This is a genomic window from Lysinibacillus phoenicis (genome assembly GCF_047238325.1).
GTDB classification, from domain to species: domain Bacteria; phylum Bacillota; class Bacilli; order Bacillales_A; family Planococcaceae; genus Lysinibacillus; species Lysinibacillus irui.
Genome location: NZ_JBDFMP010000002.1, coordinates 4,265,529 through 4,282,098, shown reverse-complemented (window position 1 = coordinate 4,282,098; position 16,570 = coordinate 4,265,529). Strand labels below are relative to the sequence as shown.

Sequence of the window (16,570 nt, the reverse complement as noted above, 5' to 3'; positions counted from 1 at the left end):
GGCATGAGTCATTAAAATATAGTACTCATGCCACTTACCTAGATTATTATCAATACATATATCTGCATGGACATTTTTCTAAAAATTTTAATTTAGTGATACCAATCACTCTGTGATTTAAACATACTAGCATATTCCCCTTTTAGCGCCATTAACTCATTATGATTACCTTGTTCTATAAGTCTCCCATTATCTAAAACTATTATTCGATCTACCTCTTTACAAATTCCTAATCTATGTGTAATGAATATAGAAGTTTTATCTTTTGTAGATTTAATAAATTTACTTAAAATGTCTGATTCTGCAATTGGATCTAAGGCAGCGGTTGGTTCATCTAAGATTATAATTTCAGACTCTTTAAACAATGCTCTTGTTAAACCAATCTTTTGCCATTGCCCTCCAGATAACTCTTGGCCACCTGAGAAGGCAGTTCCAAGTTCAGTTTCATAACCGTGAATTAATTTTTCTATTAATGAATTAATATCCGTTTCCTTAACTACTCTATTGATTTTCTCATCATTATCAATATTTTCAATATCACTGATGCAAATATTTTTTCTAATAGATAACTGGTATCGGACAAAATCTTGAAAAATAGCACTTATTTTCTTCCTTAAATACAAAGGGTTAATCTGATTAATATGTACACCATCATAAAGTATTTTACCTTCTGTAGTTTTATAAAGACCTATTATACAATTTATTAAAGTACTTTTTCCTGCTCCATTCTTACCTACAATTGCAATTTTTTCTCCACATTTTATCTTAAATGAAATATTATCTAAAGTTTTTCTATCACTATGTGGATACTGGAATGATAAATTTTCCACTTTTATTTCTTTCTTGAAAATTAGGGGATTATTTAAGTAAGCATTTAATTTTTCTTCCTCTTGATTAATAAAATCATAATAATCATTAATATAAATAGCCCCTTCAAAAATACTAGAAATTCCTTGAGCAACTTCACCAATCATTGATAATGAGAATGTAATACCTTGCGAAAATATAAAATAATCTCCCATAGTTAATCGGCCTTTACTAGAAATATATAATATACTACTTATAAAAATCAGATTAGAAATGTCCTTTACACTAAATACCCCTAAATTAGATTTAACAGCTCTTTTTTCTAAATTAAATTGTTCTGTATTGTTTTTCCATATAAGTTTTTCCCACAATGCACTCAAATAATTATCATGTTTCGATAATCTCAATTCTTTTGCAGCATGTTTACCAATGAGAAGATTATATAAATAACTTATTCTTCTTTGTGTAGGTGTTTGTTCATATGCCTGGTTATATTTTTGTTGTCCAATTCTAATATTAACCCAGAGTGGTAGGAATATTAGCAATGTTATACTTACAGGTAATATCCAATGTAAACTGTAAAGCATAACAAGATACCCTGTCAAAGTGATTAAATTTTTTAATATTTCTAGAATAGCAGCTAGAATACTTGTAGCTCTCACTCCCGCAGCTGATGCTCGTTCAACTTTATTATAAGATTCATGATCATCAAAAAAAACAAGCGGCAAATTATTTGCTTTTTGAATTATTATTTTTTGAAGAGAAAAATCAATTTTTTGATTCATTTTAATTTCAATTAATTTGTGAACTGATTCAGCTGACCAAGTTAATATAGATATTAGAGTCTGAATAATTAACAACAAAATACCTTTTGTTATCGAACCTTTATTTTGAATAATATCGACAACTAAATTTACTACTTCTTTCATAATAGCTAAATTTAGAAGCGGAGTAAAAGCTAACAAAATATAAAAAACAATATTAATTACAAATAAAACAGGAGTTGTTTTATAAATAAATTTAATTATTTCAATTAAATTTTTAAAAGTATTATTATTCTCATTCTTCATATAAATATTTGCCTTTTTGTTTTATTAATAGTGTTTCATCAACTATGACCCAACTCGGATATTCATTAATATTAAAGTATTTACCTATAAAACCTTTTTCATCTAATATTATTTTTATATTCGAATTAATTTTTTTAGAAATACTATTTTTTTGCCATTCGGGTCCTTTATAAAACAAAAAAATTTCATAGTTTTCAGACATTCCAGTTATGTCATTAATAATTTTTAAATTATCTTTATTATTGAATGATATAAATAAACAAATTTTTTGTTTATTTACTAGATTTTTTTCTTCAATTAGTTTTTGTAAATAAAAACTATCTTTAAGATTCTTTAACCTTTTACTCAATATAGTAATATAAACTAAAATTATCATTAAAAAGATATAAACAAATAAAATACAATATAAAAGCAATTTTTTTCACCTATTCCTTTAATTTAATTGAAATATATTAAATATTTTAAAGATATTAAAGCTAAGGCAGATGTAATTAGGATACATGTGATTTCAACTAAACTAGAAGAAAAATTATCATAGCTTGTAATAAAGTAACCAATAATACTAATACAAATTAAAATTACATTTCTTAATATTGCCATTTTTCTATTTGTTAAACCCCTTTGAATACCGAAACAATTACATGCAATTTCTTGTTTTTTTAATATTGATTTAATAAATAATAATGTAAATATAAGAAATAATAAAGAAGATATGATAAAAGCAGAAGCAGAAAAAAAATTAAGTGATATTGAAAATGCTAATATTAATTCAAGGCTAATTACCACTATGGAAATTGATTTTACTGATATATATTTAGGTGAATATAATGTTTTAATTGCAATGATAAATTCATTATATGAAAAAAATTTAGAAAAAGCCGACGAAAACAAAACAAAGGATATGATAATAGATGGAATAATCAAAAAAAAGTGCATTGGTTTCCTCCGATTAAATTCTATTTATGTATTATACAATTCTTACAGTTAAAGGATATTTTGCTACTTTTTCTTGGTTAAGATAAAGTTCGAATGTTATATTACCAGATTTTAACAATACTAATTGGACTTTCATATCTAAATCTACACCTGGAATTTGATCGCTGTCACGATAATTTCTCACAGCAAAAGTTGGAGAATTATTAAGAATGTTGTTTTCAGTATCTTTTACTAATAACGCCAAATCAGTGGTTTCGATTGAAGAAATTTCACTTAATTTTATAAACACTTCAACATTCACAACAGAGGGGAAAACATCCACATTTACATAATTTAACACTTTATCTATACTATGGCTTTTGTCAAAATTCACTTTATTACAAACGATTAATTGTGCTTCCAAAATGTACATCTCCCTATTCTAATTTAAGTTATAAATAAATAGTTATGTTAAGCTTAACATAGCAATAAAATCCTTTTGATTATAAATTACTCCTTTTTGCTTTACTTCATTTTTATTTGTTATTATACAAAATGGTTGTTTTACAACTTTAAAATATTTCTCCATCTCATCTTCAGTTAAATGAACTATAGGGAATTTCCAATTAAAATATTTTTTCATTTCAATATTATCTTCATTATCTCCTGTAGAAAATAAAATCAATTTATGCTTTTTACTTACATTCTTAATTTTTTCTACCTCAGGTAATAAATCAATACAATACAAACAATAATTAGAGACAAAAATAAGAATGTAACATTCATCTTTTATTAAATCCACTTTCTTTCCATCCGAATGAAAAAAATATAATTCAGGTAATTCATCACCTATATTTAGACCAGTTTTATGAGAAGGTATACTCTTCATAGTTTTTAACTCTCTTTCTAATCTTTTTTTTCAGCATTGTGTACATATAATAAAGGCCAAGCTATTGCCTCAAGAATATCGAGACTATTAAAAATACCACTTGCAATAATTTGCCCTTTAGGATTAATTACTAGAACTGATGGGATTAAACCATTACTGTTTAATTGATTACTAATTAATTTCATTGAACAAGAATAAATATCTATATTTATTTTTACTCCCTGTTCAAGAATGCTTTCTATTGATCCCTGTAATAACATAAGATAATTAAACTTTTTATATTTATTAATAAATTCTTCTATTACAGAAAAATTACAAGCATCACAATTAGTCCCTGCCAAAAATACAAAATGACCACATGGACTATATGAAATTTCAGAAGTATCAATCGTATTCCCTTCTATATCAAGTATTAATTCATTTGGAAAAAAATTACCTATATTATTTGTCGAAAAAGTTTTTAAAAATTTTCTATGATCATTCATGTTTTAGCTCCTTAAAAATGAAAATCTTCTTATTCCATTAATAATGCATCACTTTAATTTTAAAAAAGTAAAGGTAAACAAAAGAGTTTACCTTTACTTTCTTTAATTAGCCACAGCAACCAATTTTAGTTTCATTACAGGTTACTAATTTCTTCACATCACTCCATCCCCATTCTTTACACCAAGTGTAATCTTTTTCTACTTTTTTCTGGCGACCAGAATCTCCATTACATCCAAATGTAGTGCAGGCCACCTGTCTCGAGTTACTTTCAAAGCTAGTTAAAAAAGGACATGAACATGCCATAACAAAAACCTCCTATTTATGTCTTGTATTTACAAATAAATACAATTTAATATTAACATATTATTTAACTTTTTACATAGATTTACATAAATTGAGTATTTAATTGTAAAAAAGTAGAATTTTTATGCCTAAATGACATTTTTTTGTAAATTATGTAAAAGTTTTACCTTACTAAATATTAATTTCATAAAGTAATTAGTTTACATAATAATAGAATCGTAGGCGAATAAAATTGAACTACAACTGATTATTTACTAATTAAGTGGACAGTATTTGGAAAAAACAATAAAGAGCAGCAACTTAAGATGAATAAAAACAATCGGGATGTAACGAAAAAGTAGAAGTTATTCATAGTCTCGTAAATAACTCCTATTCTCAAGCTTGTGGTCTTTACCACTAAGTTTGTTCATTCATGCGCACAAAAAAACAGGGAAAGAAATATTTCTTTCCCTGCCTCACATTAATACTAATATTATACAGTAGGTTCGTCTGTACCCCATTGTTTTTTCTCTTTTTTGTGTAGCTGTCCATCTGATTTTTTCATTTCACGAATTTTTAATGAATACCAAATTTGAGCTGCAATACAGATTGATGAATACATACCTGTAATTAAACCGATTAATAACGCGATAGAGAAGTTTTGAATAGATGGTGCGCCAAAAATTAATAGAGACACAACGACGATAATAACTGTTAACACAGTATTAACAGAACGTCCCATTGTTTGACGGAGCGATTTATTCACAATATTCGCCAATACTTCACGGTCAGTAATTGTGTCATATTGATCTAAGTTTTCACGCATACGGTCAAAGGTAACGATCGTATCATTAATGGAGTAACCAACAATCGTTAACACAGCCGCAATGAACGTTATATCCACTTCTAAACGCATGAAACTAAATACCGCTACAATAAGGAATACGTCATGCAGTAGTGACACAATTGCGCCAACACCCATGCGCCATTCAAAGCGAATTGCCACATAAATAATGATCCCTAGTGCTGCGAGTGATAATGCCTTAATGGCATTTTTAACGAGTTCCTTACCAACTGTAGGTGATACGGTACTTACAGCCGGTTCATGACCATATTTTTTGCCAGCTTCTTTTTTGAACTTTATAATATCTGCTTGTGATAGATCATCTTTATAGCGAATAACTGCTATATTACTTTTCTCACCTGAAAGTATGATATCTTCTGATGAGAAGTTGATGCTATCTAGATACTTGGATACTTCTTCTTTTGTTAAGGTTTGGTCAGATTCAATTTGAACACGTGTACCACTTGAGAAATCGATACCTAGGTTTAGACGGAAAATACCAAGAACGACTAGACCTGCCACTAGAATGGCTAATGAGAAAGTATAAAATTTCTTACGGTTGTGAACAAAATCAAAACGATCAAATTTCGTTGATAAATCCAATGCACCAATATTTTCATCCAGGCTATGCTGTTTGGACTTTGCAATACCAAACCATGCTGGACTGTTGAAATAGCCACTGTTAACAAGTAGACCTAAAAGGACACGTGAACCCCATACTGCTGTTAAGAAGCTCAACAAGATACTAATGATTAATGTTGTCGCAAAGCCTTTTACAGAGCTTGTCCCAAATTGGAATAATACTGCTGCAGCTAATAAAGTTGTCAACTGCGCATCGACAATGGCCGATAAAGATTGTTTAGAACCAAGCTGGAAGGCTTGTTTTACGGAATAACCAACACGTAGTTCTTCCCGAATCCGTTCTGCCGCTAAAATATTAGCGTCTACTGCCATCCCGATTCCAAGGACAATGGCTGCAATACCTGGCAGTGTTAATACCGCATTAATCCAGTCGAATACTACCAATACTAGGAATGTGAAAATAGCTAGAGTGATGATGGAAATAAAACCTGGTAAACGATAGTAGAATAACATGAACAAGAAGATTACTACTACGCCAACAATGCCTGCAAAAATAGTACTTTTCAGTGCTTCATCACCGAATTGTGCACCTACAGATGTTGAGTAAATTTCATCAAGCTTTACAGGTAATGCCCCTGCATTTAAAATATCCGCTAAATTTTTTGTTTCTTCAACAGAGAAGTTACCGCTAATCATAACGTCTGTTGTATTTAATGTTTGACTAACTGTTGCAGCCGATGCATAGCGAGGCTTCGCTTTTTGTGACTCGGCTTTATAGGAGTCAACACCCTCTTCAAAGTCTAACCATACAACCAATAAGTTTTGGCCTGCAGGTTTCGCTGCAATTTTACTTGTGATATCAGCAAATTTTTTCGCATCTTTCAAAGTTAAAGATACAATTGGACGATTTTGTTGGTCAAAGGAGTCTTTAGCACCGTTTGCCTTTAAATCGTCACCATCTAATAATAAATTATCATCCACATCACGGAATGTTAAATTCGCAGACGTAGACAATAACTTACGTGCAGATTCTTGATCCTCTACACCTGCTAATTGAACCCGGATACGGTTTTTGTCCTCAACCTGAATGCTCGGTTCACTAACCCCCATAGTATTTACACGTTCTCCAAGTGCAGTTGATGTAGCTGTAACAATTTCCGGTGTAATTTTTTGTCCTTCTTTTAATTCATTCACCTCATAAAGCACTTCAAACCCGCCCTGTAAATCAAGACCAAGCTTAATGTCCTTTAAGACGCCGTTTACAGTCGTACTAATACCTGCTGCCAATAGCACGATAATCAGTAGGAATGCAACTATACGACTTTTTAGTTTCATCAATAAATCCTCCTCGAATTGGTGTAAGGTCTGTCCTTACACGCCAAACAAGTAACTTGCAAACCTTTTGAAACGTTTAATCCTCCTTTTCATCTAGAATTGTGTTACCTGTGCTTCAAAAAGGTTGCATACTTATTTCAATCGTTCATAACGCGCAAGTTTTTCTTTGTATTATTAGGTACTAGCCTCCAAGCTTAAGTAAAGCTAAAAAAGACTTATGTAAGTAAGAACTTATTCAAAATAAAAAAAGCGCAACACACTTATTATGAAACAGGTTGCGCTTGGTGTCAATTCAACACATTAAGGATTCTATGAATTATTGTAAAATTTGACACATCATTGATTACGTTTTGACTGGACCAAGCAGTAATTGCAATTCTTCATTATTGACTTCTTCAAACCAATTATTACTTTGTAAAAACTCTACTTGATTAAATGAGACGATATCAGATGGTGATACCGCAAAAATAGTAGAAATAACTTCATGTAACCGTAGCTGTTCAACCTTCTTTTTACGCCATTTTTTTTCAACACAGTAACGCCAAAGTTCTTCCGCTGTAATGGCATCATATTGATAATACTTAAACTCTGCTATCTTACTATCAATTGCCGGACGAATTTTTTCAAATAGCTGCTCATACTGCATACTCATTTTGAATCATCTCCAATCAAAGTCGTAACGTAAGACATGCTTGCATACAAATAGTGTAAATGAATTTTTGCGGCTTGAGAAGGGACGGATGGCATGAGTTCTTTTGTACGGGGTACATTATTTTTAATGTTTGTCATTTTTTTATCTAAACTTTTTGGCTTCTTTTATAGAATGCAATTTATGCGTATTGCTGGTGAAGAGGCAGTCGGCATTTATATGACCGTCTATCCTGCATTTATTTTCTTCATCTCACTCATTCAACTTGGACTACCTATTGCAGTTGCTAAAATCGTAGCAGAATTACTAGCAAAAAATAAACGTGAAAGCATATTTGGTGTCATGCGTACTGCCATTCTTTGGTCATTTATTGGCATGATTGTATTTATGCCACTCGTTGCACTCACAATACCATATATTTCGACGACGCTATTACATAATGAACAGACAACATTTACGCTATGGATTGCTCTCTTTGCAGTACCTGTATCAGTTGGATCTGGTTTATTACGTGCTTATTTACAAGGTGTAGCTAAAATTACCCCAACAGCTTGGGCACAAATGATTGAGCAAGTTGTTCGTATTAGCTTTATTACACTAATGCTTCCTTATGTGGCCAACTTTAATAATGCTGCTGTGACAGCTGCGGCAGCAATGGGGATTACTCTTCTTGCGGAAGTTGTAGCCTTCCTTTATTTATGGCTGCATTATATCGTCTCCAAAAAGAGATTATTAACACGTAAAACTAAAATCGAAGGGTATCCTGCGTCTCCAATGCTTCGGATAGCGCTACCCTCCGCAGGCAGTAAGCTGTTTGGATCGTTCACTTGGTTTTTGGAACCGATTATCTTTTTAAAAGCTTTAACTGTGGCCGGCCTAACAGCATCGGCAGCCACAATTCTTTACGGTGTCATCTCAGGTGTTTTGGTGCCATTACTGCTATTCCCTGCGTTTGTGTCAACAGCATTATCGATTGTCCTCATTCCTGCTGTTAGTGATGCTGTTGCTCGTCAACATATACCACTACTACAGGAACGAATTTCGGTCTCACTAAGATTATCTTCCTTAGTAGGCTGCTTTGCAGCTACGTATTTCTTTGTCCATGGTGATGAATTGGCTATGAAGCTCTTCCATTTAGAAGAAAATCGTGGGTACGTAAAAATTTTAGCACCTATTTTTTATTTTTATTATATTCAAAGCCCACTGCATTCCATTTTGCAGGCGATTGGAGAAGCTCGAGCGGCTATGATGAACTCCATCTATGGTGGACTGGGTAAACTATTTGTAATGTTTGTACTTGCCTCACAACCTGGTATACAGGAAAAAGGCGCCGTTGTAGCAATTGGCTTTGGTGTTTTATTAACATCCTTCTTGCACATCGCAACTGTTAGACAAAGAAAAAATTTACGTGCTGGCTTTAGGATGTTCATCGTACCATATAGTTGCTTTATTGCCGTATGCGTAGCACAGTATTTCCTTATCCCAATATTGTCCTTACCATTTATTTTGAGTAGCTGTGTTACATTATTTTTACTTTTTACTTTTTTATTAGTGAGCAACCAGCTACGGATAACAGATTTCCGCTACATCCGAAAATTAGCAAAAAAAGTTTAAGTTTCTTTTAATTGGATGTGCAACTTATTGTCTTCCCAAATACAAAAAAATACAGTTTCACTATCTGTAATATTATTTTTTGCTAGCTCACCCATTAACCATTCCACATCTTTGTGCATAGTGAATAAATGTCTTTCCTGAATATCACCGTCAATTATCAGTGGATACACGAATGATTTTTCATCTTTTTTGTAGACGGAAAGATTGCCTGAAGGCTCTAAATACGCAAATGCAACATCTGTCACAGAGGCAATTCCATTTTCTCGTAATTGCTGACATAAATCATCTAAATTATAGCGGTGTTTTCGCATTTCACTCTCTAAAATAACACCGTCCTTTATTAATAAAGCTGGATCACCATCGACTAAGTCACGAATTCTCTTGAACTTTAACGATAAAAAGGCACTTAATATTTGAATAAAAAGCAAGATGATAATAGGTAGAATGGCATTAAAAAGAGGATTTTTATAATCATCTAGCGCAAAAGCAGCCACCTCTGCAATTAAAACAAAGACAACCAAATCAATGACTGATAATTCTCCTACTTCTCGTTTGCCCATCAATCGAAAAACAATGATGATAAACACATATAAAAAACAAGTTCTAAAAATAATATGGAAATACTCTTCCATAGAAACACCCCCATACTATCAAGGTGACCTTACTCATTGTTTTTTATACAGGTTTATAGTCCGATGTCACTGAAAAAAGTGATTTGCAACGAATAGTCCTTAAAAGAAGGTAAACAATATAAAGAGCCAAATACTTAAAACAAACAAGGTGAGAACATGACAAGGAAAATAATTGTTGTCGTTTTTGTTTATATAGTTCTGTTCACTTATCCTTTTCCCATCCATGGATACCAAGAACAGAAAATACCCGTTCTTATGTACCACCATTTAGCGGAGAATATAAACAACAATACAGTTATTTCACCCAATAATTTTGAAAATCAAATAAAAGCACTTAAAGCAGAGGGTTATCATGCTATTTCAGTGCAAGAATTGTACGATTACTTCAATAATCACATAAAACTACCTGAAAAGCCTATATTGATTACATTCGATGATGGCTATCTCAGCAATTACGAAAAAGCCTATCCTATTTTGAAAAAGTATGACATGCATGCAGAAATCTTTGTGATTGCAAGCCAGATTGTTCATACAAAGAATGACTACCCAAAGGAAATTGCCAAGATGAATTGGGATCAATTAAATGAAATGCAAGATTATATAACCATTCAAAGCCATACATGGGACTCTCATTATAAATTAACTTCAAAAAATGGAAGAGTATATGGGGCAATTTACGGTCCAAGCTATATAAATGGACAACTAGAAAGTCAGCAATAATTCGAAGAAAGAGTTCGTCATGATTTACTTTACTCAAGACAAATAATTAAAGAAAAATTAGGCTATGAGCCTATCGCTATTAGCTATCCGTACGGTAATCAATCTCCAGCTACCATTCAAATAGTAAAGGAGGCTGGTTTTAAAATGGGCTTTGTGATTCAAAATAAAAGTGTCAGAATGGGAGATGATTTATTTACGCTAAGTAGAATAACTGTAAATGGACATGATACAGGTCCTGAGTTAATTCATAAATTAACTATGCAATAAAATAATACGAAGAAAGCAGGAAGGTTCGGCGTCCCTTCTGCTTTCCAATTATAAGAAAAGGCTTACAACATAGCTATTGCCTATTGTAAGCCTTTTTCTTTAATTACTTATTGTCATTGATTTTCATTGACAACTCGTCCAATTGCCTGACGGTCAAATTTCACACGTACATTGTCAGCAATTTTTAATGTCACTGCAGTGTCCTCAATTGCATCGATGACACCATGTAGACCACCAATTGTAATGACTTTATCTCCACGTTGCAAACTATTTTGCATATTTTGAGTTTGCTGCTGTCTTTTTTTAGCTGGACGGATTAAGATAAACCACATTGCAACGAACATTAATAATATTGGTGCTAATCCTATTAATTGATCCATACTACATCTTGCCCCCTTTCTAAATCTCACTTTTTTAGTATAGACTATTCCACCTGCAAAAAGCGATGGACATGCCCAAAAATTTTCTCAATTACTAATATTTTTTCTATGATTGACAATATTTTGCTAGAAATATTCACTTTTTACAAAGTTTTGAATAACTTTTCCTAACTATAGCTCTTAGTTGACGTTATTACGCCAAAGCGAATTACTTAAAAGTTTTTCGCATTTGGGCCATTAAAGCCATATTTTTCAAAGAATTCCTCACGGAAATCACCAAGACGGTCTTGACGAATTGCCTCACGTACTTGTTCCATCAATTTTAATAGGAAATGTAAATTATGATAAGTTGTTAAACGAATTCCAAACGTTTCTTCTGTGCGAATAAGGTGGCGAATGTAGGCACGAGAATAATTTTTACATGTATAGCAATCACAGTTTGGATCTATTGGGCCAAAGTCACGTGCATATTTGGCATTTTTCACTACTAGACGTCCCTCAGAGGTCATTAGTGTACCATTACGTGCAATACGTGTTGGCAGTACACAGTCAAACATATCAATTCCACGAATAGCTCCATCAATTAAAGAGTCTGGTGAGCCAACCCCCATTAAATAACGTGGTTTATTTTCAGGCATCATTGGTGTTGTGAATTCTAAAACTCTGTTCATCACATCTTTCGGCTCACCAACAGATAAACCACCAATTGCGTAACCTGGGAAGTCTAATTCTACTAAGGCTTCTGCCGAACGGCGGCGTAAATCCTCGTACTCCCCGCCTTGAATGATACCAAATAAACCTTGGTCTTCTGGACGCTTATGTGCTTCTTTACAGCGTTTTGCCCAACGAGTTGTACGATCGACTGATTGCAACATGTATTCATGTGTTGCAGGATATGGTGGACATTCATCGAAAGCCATCATAATGTCAGAGCCTAAATCATTTTGAATTTCCATTGCTTTTTCTGGACTTAAAAATAATTTATCTCCATTTAGATGGTTACGGAAATGAACGCCTTCCTCTTCAATTTTACGGAATTGGCTTAGTGAGAACACTTGGAAACCACCTGAATCCGTTAGAATTGGACGATCCCAGTTCATAAATTTATGAAGTCCCCCTGCTTCCTTGACAATATCATTACCTGGTCGTAGCCATAAATGGTACGTATTGGACAAAATGATCCCTGCATTCATTTCTTTTAATTCTTCTGGGGACATTGTTTTAACTGTTGCTTGTGTCCCTACAGGCATAAATGCTGGTGTTTCAAAGGAGCCATGTGGTGTATGCACGATACCAAGACGAGCTCCTGTTTGTTTACAAGTATGAAGTAATTCATATCGAATTGCTGGTTGTGTCATAAAATAAAAAATCCTCTCTTATCTGAAGTAAAAACAGTACTTCGATTTAATCCCCGATTATTTTTTCGGACGTATAAACATCGCATCCCCAAAACTGAAGAAGCGATATTTTTCCTCTACAGCTTGTTGATAGGCGCTTAAAATGGTTTCGCGTGTGGCTAGTGTACTAACAAGCATGACAAGCGTTGATTTTGGTAAATGGAAATTGGTAATTAACCCATCTACCACCGTGAAGTTGTAGCCCGGATAAATGAAAATTGATGTCCAACCCTGTTCAGCCCGCACTTCGCCATCGTATTTAGAGCCAATCGTTTCTAATGTTCGTGTAGAGGTTGTCCCAACAGCTATTACCTTACCACCGTTACGCTTTACACGATTAATTGTGTCTGCTGCTTGTTCGGTAACACTATAAAATTCAGCATGCATTTCATGGTTTTCAATTGAATCTACACTCACTGGACGGAAAGTACCAAGTCCTACATGTAATGTGATAAAGACTACTTCTACACCTTTAGCTTTCACTTGCTCTAATAATTGCTCTGTCCAATGCAGTCCTGCTGTAGGCGCTGCAGCTGAGCCACGTTCTTTGGCATAAACTGTTTGGTAACGATCCTTGTCCCCTAGTTTTTCACGAATATATGGAGGCAACGGCATCTCACCAAGCTGTTCTAATATTTCATAAAAGATTCCATCGTAATGAAATTCAAATGTACGTCCGCCATGTTCAAGCTCACCCGTACAAGTCGCTGACAATAAACCATCTCCAAATGTGATAGTTGTCCCTACCTTTACACGCTTCGCTGGTTTTACAAGTGTTTCCCACTCATCTGTACCAGCTAATTGTTTCAATAGCAATACTTCTATATGTGCACCTGTTTCTTCTTTGACGCCCATTAAGCGAGCAGGTAAGACTCTTGTATCATTTAATACAAGACAGTCTCCTGCATGTAGCTCATCTAAAATATGAGCAAAATGGTGGTGCTCTACTTTATTGGAACCAGGTGTTACGACCATTAATCGACTTGCTGTACGATCGGCTAATGGTGTTTGGGCAATGAGCTCCTCTGGTAATTCAAAATCAAAATCTTCTACACGCATGAAAAAAACTTCCTTCTATTATGTTTGTTGGGGATATTCATATCCAAAATGTTCGTAAGCTAAATGTGTGGCTACTCTTCCACGTGGTGTACGCTGAATTAGGCCAATTTGCATCAAATAGGGCTCATATACATCCTCTATCGTAACCCTTTCCTCACCAATTGATGCAGCAAGTGTATCTAAGCCCACTGGACCTCCTCGGAAGCGCTCAATCATGTTCGTGACAAGTTTATGATCAATATGATCAAGACCCCTAGGATCGACTTGTAACAGTTCTAGCGCTTGCTGTGCAAGTCCCTCCGTTATCATACCATCTCCAAGCACTTGTGCATAATCTCGCACTCGTTTCAATAGACGATTGGCTATTCGGGGGGTTCCACGTGAACGCCTCGCCATTTCCATTGCCGCTACTTGCTCAATTTCCACTTCAAATAAATGAGCACTGCGCACCACAATTTCTGCAAGAGAACGATCATCGTAATATTCTAATCGTAGTAAAACTCCAAAACGGTCTCTTAGAGGGGCAGATAAGGCGCCAGCTCTTGTTGTAGCACCTACAAGGGTAAAGGGAGGTAAATCAAGTCGAACTGAACGTGCTTCTGGACCTTTCCCAACCACAATATCTAAACAGAAGTCCTCCATTGCTGGATATAACACTTCTTCAATGGCACGGGGGAGTCGATGAATTTCATCAATAAATAAAACGTCCCCAGGCTCTAGTGAACTTAAAATAGCTGCTAAATCTCCTGGACGCTCAATCGCTGGTCCACTTGTCATACGGACATTGACATTCATCTCATTCGCGATAACAGCAGCTAATGTCGTTTTCCCGAGTCCTGGAGGCCCATATAACAGCACATGATCTAAACTTTCTTGGCGAAGCTTTGCTGCTTCAATGAATATTTGTAAATTTTCCTTTACTTTATGCTGCCCAATATACTGTGCTAGTCTTTGTGGGCGTAAAGATAATTCAAATTGCTCATCATAGCTTCCTGCCTCACTTGCCATCATACGTTCAGACATGTACCTTCCCTCCTTTTCTTATTTTAATTTTAACAGTAGTTGCAGTGCTTGTTTCATAAAGGCATCTGTCGTCTCAAGCTTGTCATTATCCTCAAGCTGTGGTCGAATTTTTTCGAGCTCCTTTTCAGAATAACCAAGTGCCATTAAGGCAAGTATGGCTTCTTCTAGTTCATGTTTATAAGGATTGACACCAAATAACGGTAGCTCATCTTCTGTACTAGGTAACTCTATTGTATCTAATAGAGAGCCTAGCTTACCTTTTAAATCTAGTATCATTTGACGAGCTGTTTTCTTCCCTACTCCAGGGAACTTTACTAAAAACGCCTCGTCTTCCCGTTCAATCGCACTAATAACCTGTTGCGGGTTGCCTGTAGCTAGAATAGCTAGAGCCCCCTTTGGTCCTATACCAGATACTAAAATTAGCTTTCTAAACAGTTCTCGTTGATCTAGATTAGGGAAACCATATAAAACCTGTGCATCTTCTCGAACATGCAAATGAACGTATATCTGTTGTTCAAGAGCAGATGCTCGAAACGCAAACGGGTTAGGGGTATTAAGTTGCCAGCCAATACCCTGTTGTTCAAGTACAATATATTCTGGTGTAATACGAGTAATTTGTCCTTTTAAATAATCATACATCCATAATCCCTCACAATCATCGTCTTCGATTATAGCATATAGCGAACGAATGCTCGACAAAAAGTAGTATGAAAAGCGTTGCTCTCAGACAAAAATGACCGCCAAATGACGGTCATTTCTTGACAAATCTATCAATATCGTACCACAGTTTTGGCCAATAGGTGAGGGCTCGTTTTGTAAATGGCACTAAATAATCTAAAAATACTAGCTGTTGCTCTAATGGTAAATCCACTGCAAAAAGCCATTCACGTAATAATTCATTCGGATATTTCAAACGATGGAGCTTTCTTTTATCCAATCGCTTCAGCTCCGGTAATTCAGCAAAAACCTTTGCAAGGTCATAATCGACAGCTGGTAATACCCGATGCAACCATAAAATATATTCATCATCCGCTTCTCCAAGATGTGCTAAATCAAAATCAATTAAACGCAATTGTCCATCAGAGCACCATAAAAAATTATGATGGACAACATCCCCATGTAAGAGTGTGATGTCTTTTTCTGGTACATCCTCTAGTGCAATCAATTGTAGCGATTTATCGCTGTAGTGCAAAATTTGATCTATTTCTTCTTTTGTTAGAAATGCTCGAAACTCATTTCTTCTACTTTTAAAACGCATATGACGCATTTGCCACTTTAAAAGTTGTGAGTAGGTATGCAAGCCTGGCACTCGCTGCCAAGCAATTTTTTTATGTGTATCATGTAAAGCAATTAATAATTTAAGAGATTCCTTACGATCCTTTTTATGTGCAAAGTTAGCGCCATGACTTCCCTCTTGCCAAACTTGCACAATTAATTGCTCATCATCGCTTTGGACTATTGGTAAAATGAGAGAAGGCTCCAATCTTCCTAACTGGCGATGAATAGCTCTCACCTTCTCCGCAATTTCCACTTGCTTTGCTCGTTTAACAAAATAATTATTCGATTGATACTTATATTTCCAAATATTTGGCTTTACCTCTTCTACTATATACGCTTTT

18 protein-coding genes and 1 pseudogene are annotated in these 16,570 nt (G+C 34.2%); 3 read left to right on the top strand and 16 right to left on the bottom strand.

Annotated elements, in window-relative coordinates; genetic code table 11:
* Positions 1-92: 92 nt before the first annotated feature.
* The 9 genes from ABC382_RS23000 to ABC382_RS22960 all read right to left on the bottom strand — a co-directional run bounded on the left by ABC382_RS23000 (position 93) and on the right by ABC382_RS22960 (position 7,862).
* Complete coding sequence (locus ABC382_RS23000; protein WP_322611631.1) at positions 93-1,877, bottom strand: ABC transporter ATP-binding protein; 1,785 nt, start codon at positions 1,875-1,877, stop codon at positions 93-95.
* Entirely contained in the window at positions 1,867-2,292 is a 426-nt protein-coding gene (locus tag ABC382_RS22995) for a hypothetical protein (protein WP_322611632.1), read from the bottom strand. The genes ABC382_RS23000 and ABC382_RS22995 overlap by 11 nt, the downstream gene beginning before the upstream one ends.
* A gap of 23 nt (positions 2,293-2,315) precedes the next feature.
* Positions 2,316-2,813, bottom strand: coding sequence for a MauE/DoxX family redox-associated membrane protein (locus ABC382_RS22990; protein ID WP_409264029.1), 498 nt, complete (start codon positions 2,811-2,813; stop codon positions 2,316-2,318).
* Between the two features lie 31 nt (positions 2,814-2,844).
* Entirely contained in the window at positions 2,845-3,216 is a 372-nt protein-coding gene (locus ABC382_RS22985) for a hypothetical protein (protein WP_322611634.1), read from the bottom strand.
* Positions 3,217-3,258: 42 nt separating this feature from the next.
* Positions 3,259-3,681, bottom strand: a complete 423-nt coding sequence (locus ABC382_RS22980; RefSeq protein WP_322611635.1) for a TlpA family protein disulfide reductase — start codon at positions 3,679-3,681, stop codon at positions 3,259-3,261.
* 17 nt (positions 3,682-3,698) lie between these two features.
* Positions 3,699-4,166, bottom strand: coding sequence for a hypothetical protein (locus ABC382_RS22975; RefSeq protein ID WP_322611636.1), 468 nt, complete (start codon positions 4,164-4,166; stop codon positions 3,699-3,701).
* A gap of 106 nt (positions 4,167-4,272) precedes the next feature.
* Entirely contained in the window at positions 4,273-4,470 is a 198-nt protein-coding gene (locus ABC382_RS22970) for a hypothetical protein (protein WP_322611637.1), read from the bottom strand.
* A gap of 472 nt (positions 4,471-4,942) precedes the next feature.
* Positions 4,943-7,210: a protein translocase subunit SecDF gene (secDF, locus tag ABC382_RS22965; protein WP_322611638.1), complete on the bottom strand. Its 2,268-nt coding sequence runs from the start codon at positions 7,208-7,210 to the stop codon at positions 4,943-4,945.
* 343 nt (positions 7,211-7,553) lie between these two features.
* Positions 7,554-7,862, bottom strand: a complete 309-nt coding sequence (locus tag ABC382_RS22960; RefSeq protein WP_274793917.1) for a post-transcriptional regulator — start codon at positions 7,860-7,862, stop codon at positions 7,554-7,556.
* 93 nt (positions 7,863-7,955) lie between these two features.
* Between ABC382_RS22960 and ABC382_RS22955 the strand changes: the two genes are divergently transcribed.
* Positions 7,956-9,473 carry a putative polysaccharide biosynthesis protein gene (locus tag ABC382_RS22955; RefSeq protein ID WP_274793918.1) on the top strand — a complete coding sequence of 506 codons (1,518 nt, stop codon included), beginning with the start codon at positions 7,956-7,958 and terminating at the stop codon, positions 9,471-9,473.
* Here ABC382_RS22955 and ABC382_RS22950 read toward each other — a convergent pair.
* Complete coding sequence (locus ABC382_RS22950; protein WP_312506758.1) at positions 9,470-10,105, bottom strand: DUF421 domain-containing protein; 636 nt, start codon at positions 10,103-10,105, stop codon at positions 9,470-9,472. The two genes, ABC382_RS22955 and ABC382_RS22950, sit on opposite strands and share 4 nt — an antisense overlap.
* 156 nt (positions 10,106-10,261) lie before the next feature.
* Here ABC382_RS22950 and ABC382_RS22945 point away from each other — a divergent pair.
* Positions 10,262-10,960 (top strand): annotated as a pseudogene (locus ABC382_RS22945) (polysaccharide deacetylase family protein); the annotation flags it as partial.
* Positions 10,961-10,969: 9 nt separating this feature from the next.
* Positions 10,970-11,092, top strand: coding sequence for a hypothetical protein (locus tag ABC382_RS22940; RefSeq protein ID WP_412927263.1), 123 nt, complete (start codon positions 10,970-10,972; stop codon positions 11,090-11,092).
* Positions 11,093-11,205: 113 nt separating this feature from the next.
* On the opposite strand, the gene yajC is transcribed toward ABC382_RS22940, so the two are convergent.
* The 6 genes from yajC to ABC382_RS22910 all read right to left on the bottom strand — a co-directional run bounded on the left by yajC (position 11,206) and on the right by ABC382_RS22910 (position 16,536).
* Positions 11,206-11,472 carry a preprotein translocase subunit YajC gene (yajC, locus tag ABC382_RS22935; protein ID WP_274793921.1) on the bottom strand — a complete coding sequence of 89 codons (267 nt, stop codon included), beginning with the start codon at positions 11,470-11,472 and terminating at the stop codon, positions 11,206-11,208.
* A 212-nt stretch (positions 11,473-11,684) separates the two neighbouring features.
* Positions 11,685-12,830 carry a tRNA guanosine(34) transglycosylase Tgt gene (gene tgt / locus ABC382_RS22930; protein ID WP_274793922.1) on the bottom strand — a complete coding sequence of 382 codons (1,146 nt, stop codon included), beginning with the start codon at positions 12,828-12,830 and terminating at the stop codon, positions 11,685-11,687.
* Between the two features lie 57 nt (positions 12,831-12,887).
* Entirely contained in the window at positions 12,888-13,928 is a 1,041-nt protein-coding gene (queA, locus tag ABC382_RS22925; RefSeq protein WP_274793924.1) for a tRNA preQ1(34) S-adenosylmethionine ribosyltransferase-isomerase QueA, read from the bottom strand.
* An 18-nt stretch (positions 13,929-13,946) separates the two neighbouring features.
* Complete coding sequence (gene ruvB / locus ABC382_RS22920; RefSeq protein WP_274793925.1) at positions 13,947-14,951, bottom strand: Holliday junction branch migration DNA helicase RuvB; 1,005 nt, start codon at positions 14,949-14,951, stop codon at positions 13,947-13,949.
* An 18-nt stretch (positions 14,952-14,969) separates the two neighbouring features.
* Positions 14,970-15,590 carry a Holliday junction branch migration protein RuvA gene (gene ruvA, locus ABC382_RS22915; protein WP_274793926.1) on the bottom strand — a complete coding sequence of 207 codons (621 nt, stop codon included), beginning with the start codon at positions 15,588-15,590 and terminating at the stop codon, positions 14,970-14,972.
* 112 nt (positions 15,591-15,702) lie between these two features.
* A complete protein-coding gene (locus tag ABC382_RS22910; protein WP_274797357.1) occupies positions 15,703-16,536 on the bottom strand; it encodes an aminoglycoside phosphotransferase family protein in 834 nt (277 codons plus the stop codon).
* Positions 16,537-16,570: the final 34 nt, after the last annotated feature.

Bases quoted from the DNA above. Each gene is read 5' to 3' on its own strand.
- ABC382_RS23000 (WP_322611631.1), bottom strand. From the start codon at position 1,877: ATGAAGAATGAGAATAATAATACTTTTAAAAATTTAATTGAAATAATT.
- ABC382_RS22990 (WP_409264029.1), bottom strand. From the start codon at position 2,813: ATGCACTTTTTTTTGATTATTCCATCTATTATCATATCCTTTGTTTTG.
- ABC382_RS22980 (WP_322611635.1), bottom strand. From the start codon at position 3,681: ATGAAGAGTATACCTTCTCATAAAACTGGTCTAAATATAGGTGATGAA.
- ABC382_RS22975 (WP_322611636.1), bottom strand. From the start codon at position 4,166: ATGAATGATCATAGAAAATTTTTAAAAACTTTTTCGACAAATAATATA.
- ABC382_RS22970 (WP_322611637.1), bottom strand. From the start codon at position 4,470: ATGGCATGTTCATGTCCTTTTTTAACTAGCTTTGAAAGTAACTCGAGA.
- secDF (WP_322611638.1), bottom strand. From the start codon at position 7,210: ATGAAACTAAAAAGTCGTATAGTTGCATTCCTACTGATTATCGTGCTA.
- ABC382_RS22960 (WP_274793917.1), bottom strand. From the start codon at position 7,862: ATGAGTATGCAGTATGAGCAGCTATTTGAAAAAATTCGTCCGGCAATT.
- ABC382_RS22955 (WP_274793918.1), top strand. From the start codon at position 7,956: ATGAGTTCTTTTGTACGGGGTACATTATTTTTAATGTTTGTCATTTTT.
- ABC382_RS22950 (WP_312506758.1), bottom strand. From the start codon at position 10,105: ATGGAAGAGTATTTCCATATTATTTTTAGAACTTGTTTTTTATATGTG.
- ABC382_RS22940 (WP_412927263.1), top strand. From the start codon at position 10,970: ATGGGCTTTGTGATTCAAAATAAAAGTGTCAGAATGGGAGATGATTTA.
- yajC (WP_274793921.1), bottom strand. From the start codon at position 11,472: ATGGATCAATTAATAGGATTAGCACCAATATTATTAATGTTCGTTGCA.
- tgt (WP_274793922.1), bottom strand. From the start codon at position 12,830: ATGACACAACCAGCAATTCGATATGAATTACTTCATACTTGTAAACAA.
- queA (WP_274793924.1), bottom strand. From the start codon at position 13,928: ATGCGTGTAGAAGATTTTGATTTTGAATTACCAGAGGAGCTCATTGCC.
- ruvB (WP_274793925.1), bottom strand. From the start codon at position 14,951: ATGTCTGAACGTATGATGGCAAGTGAGGCAGGAAGCTATGATGAGCAA.
- ruvA (WP_274793926.1), bottom strand. From the start codon at position 15,590: ATGTATGATTATTTAAAAGGACAAATTACTCGTATTACACCAGAATAT.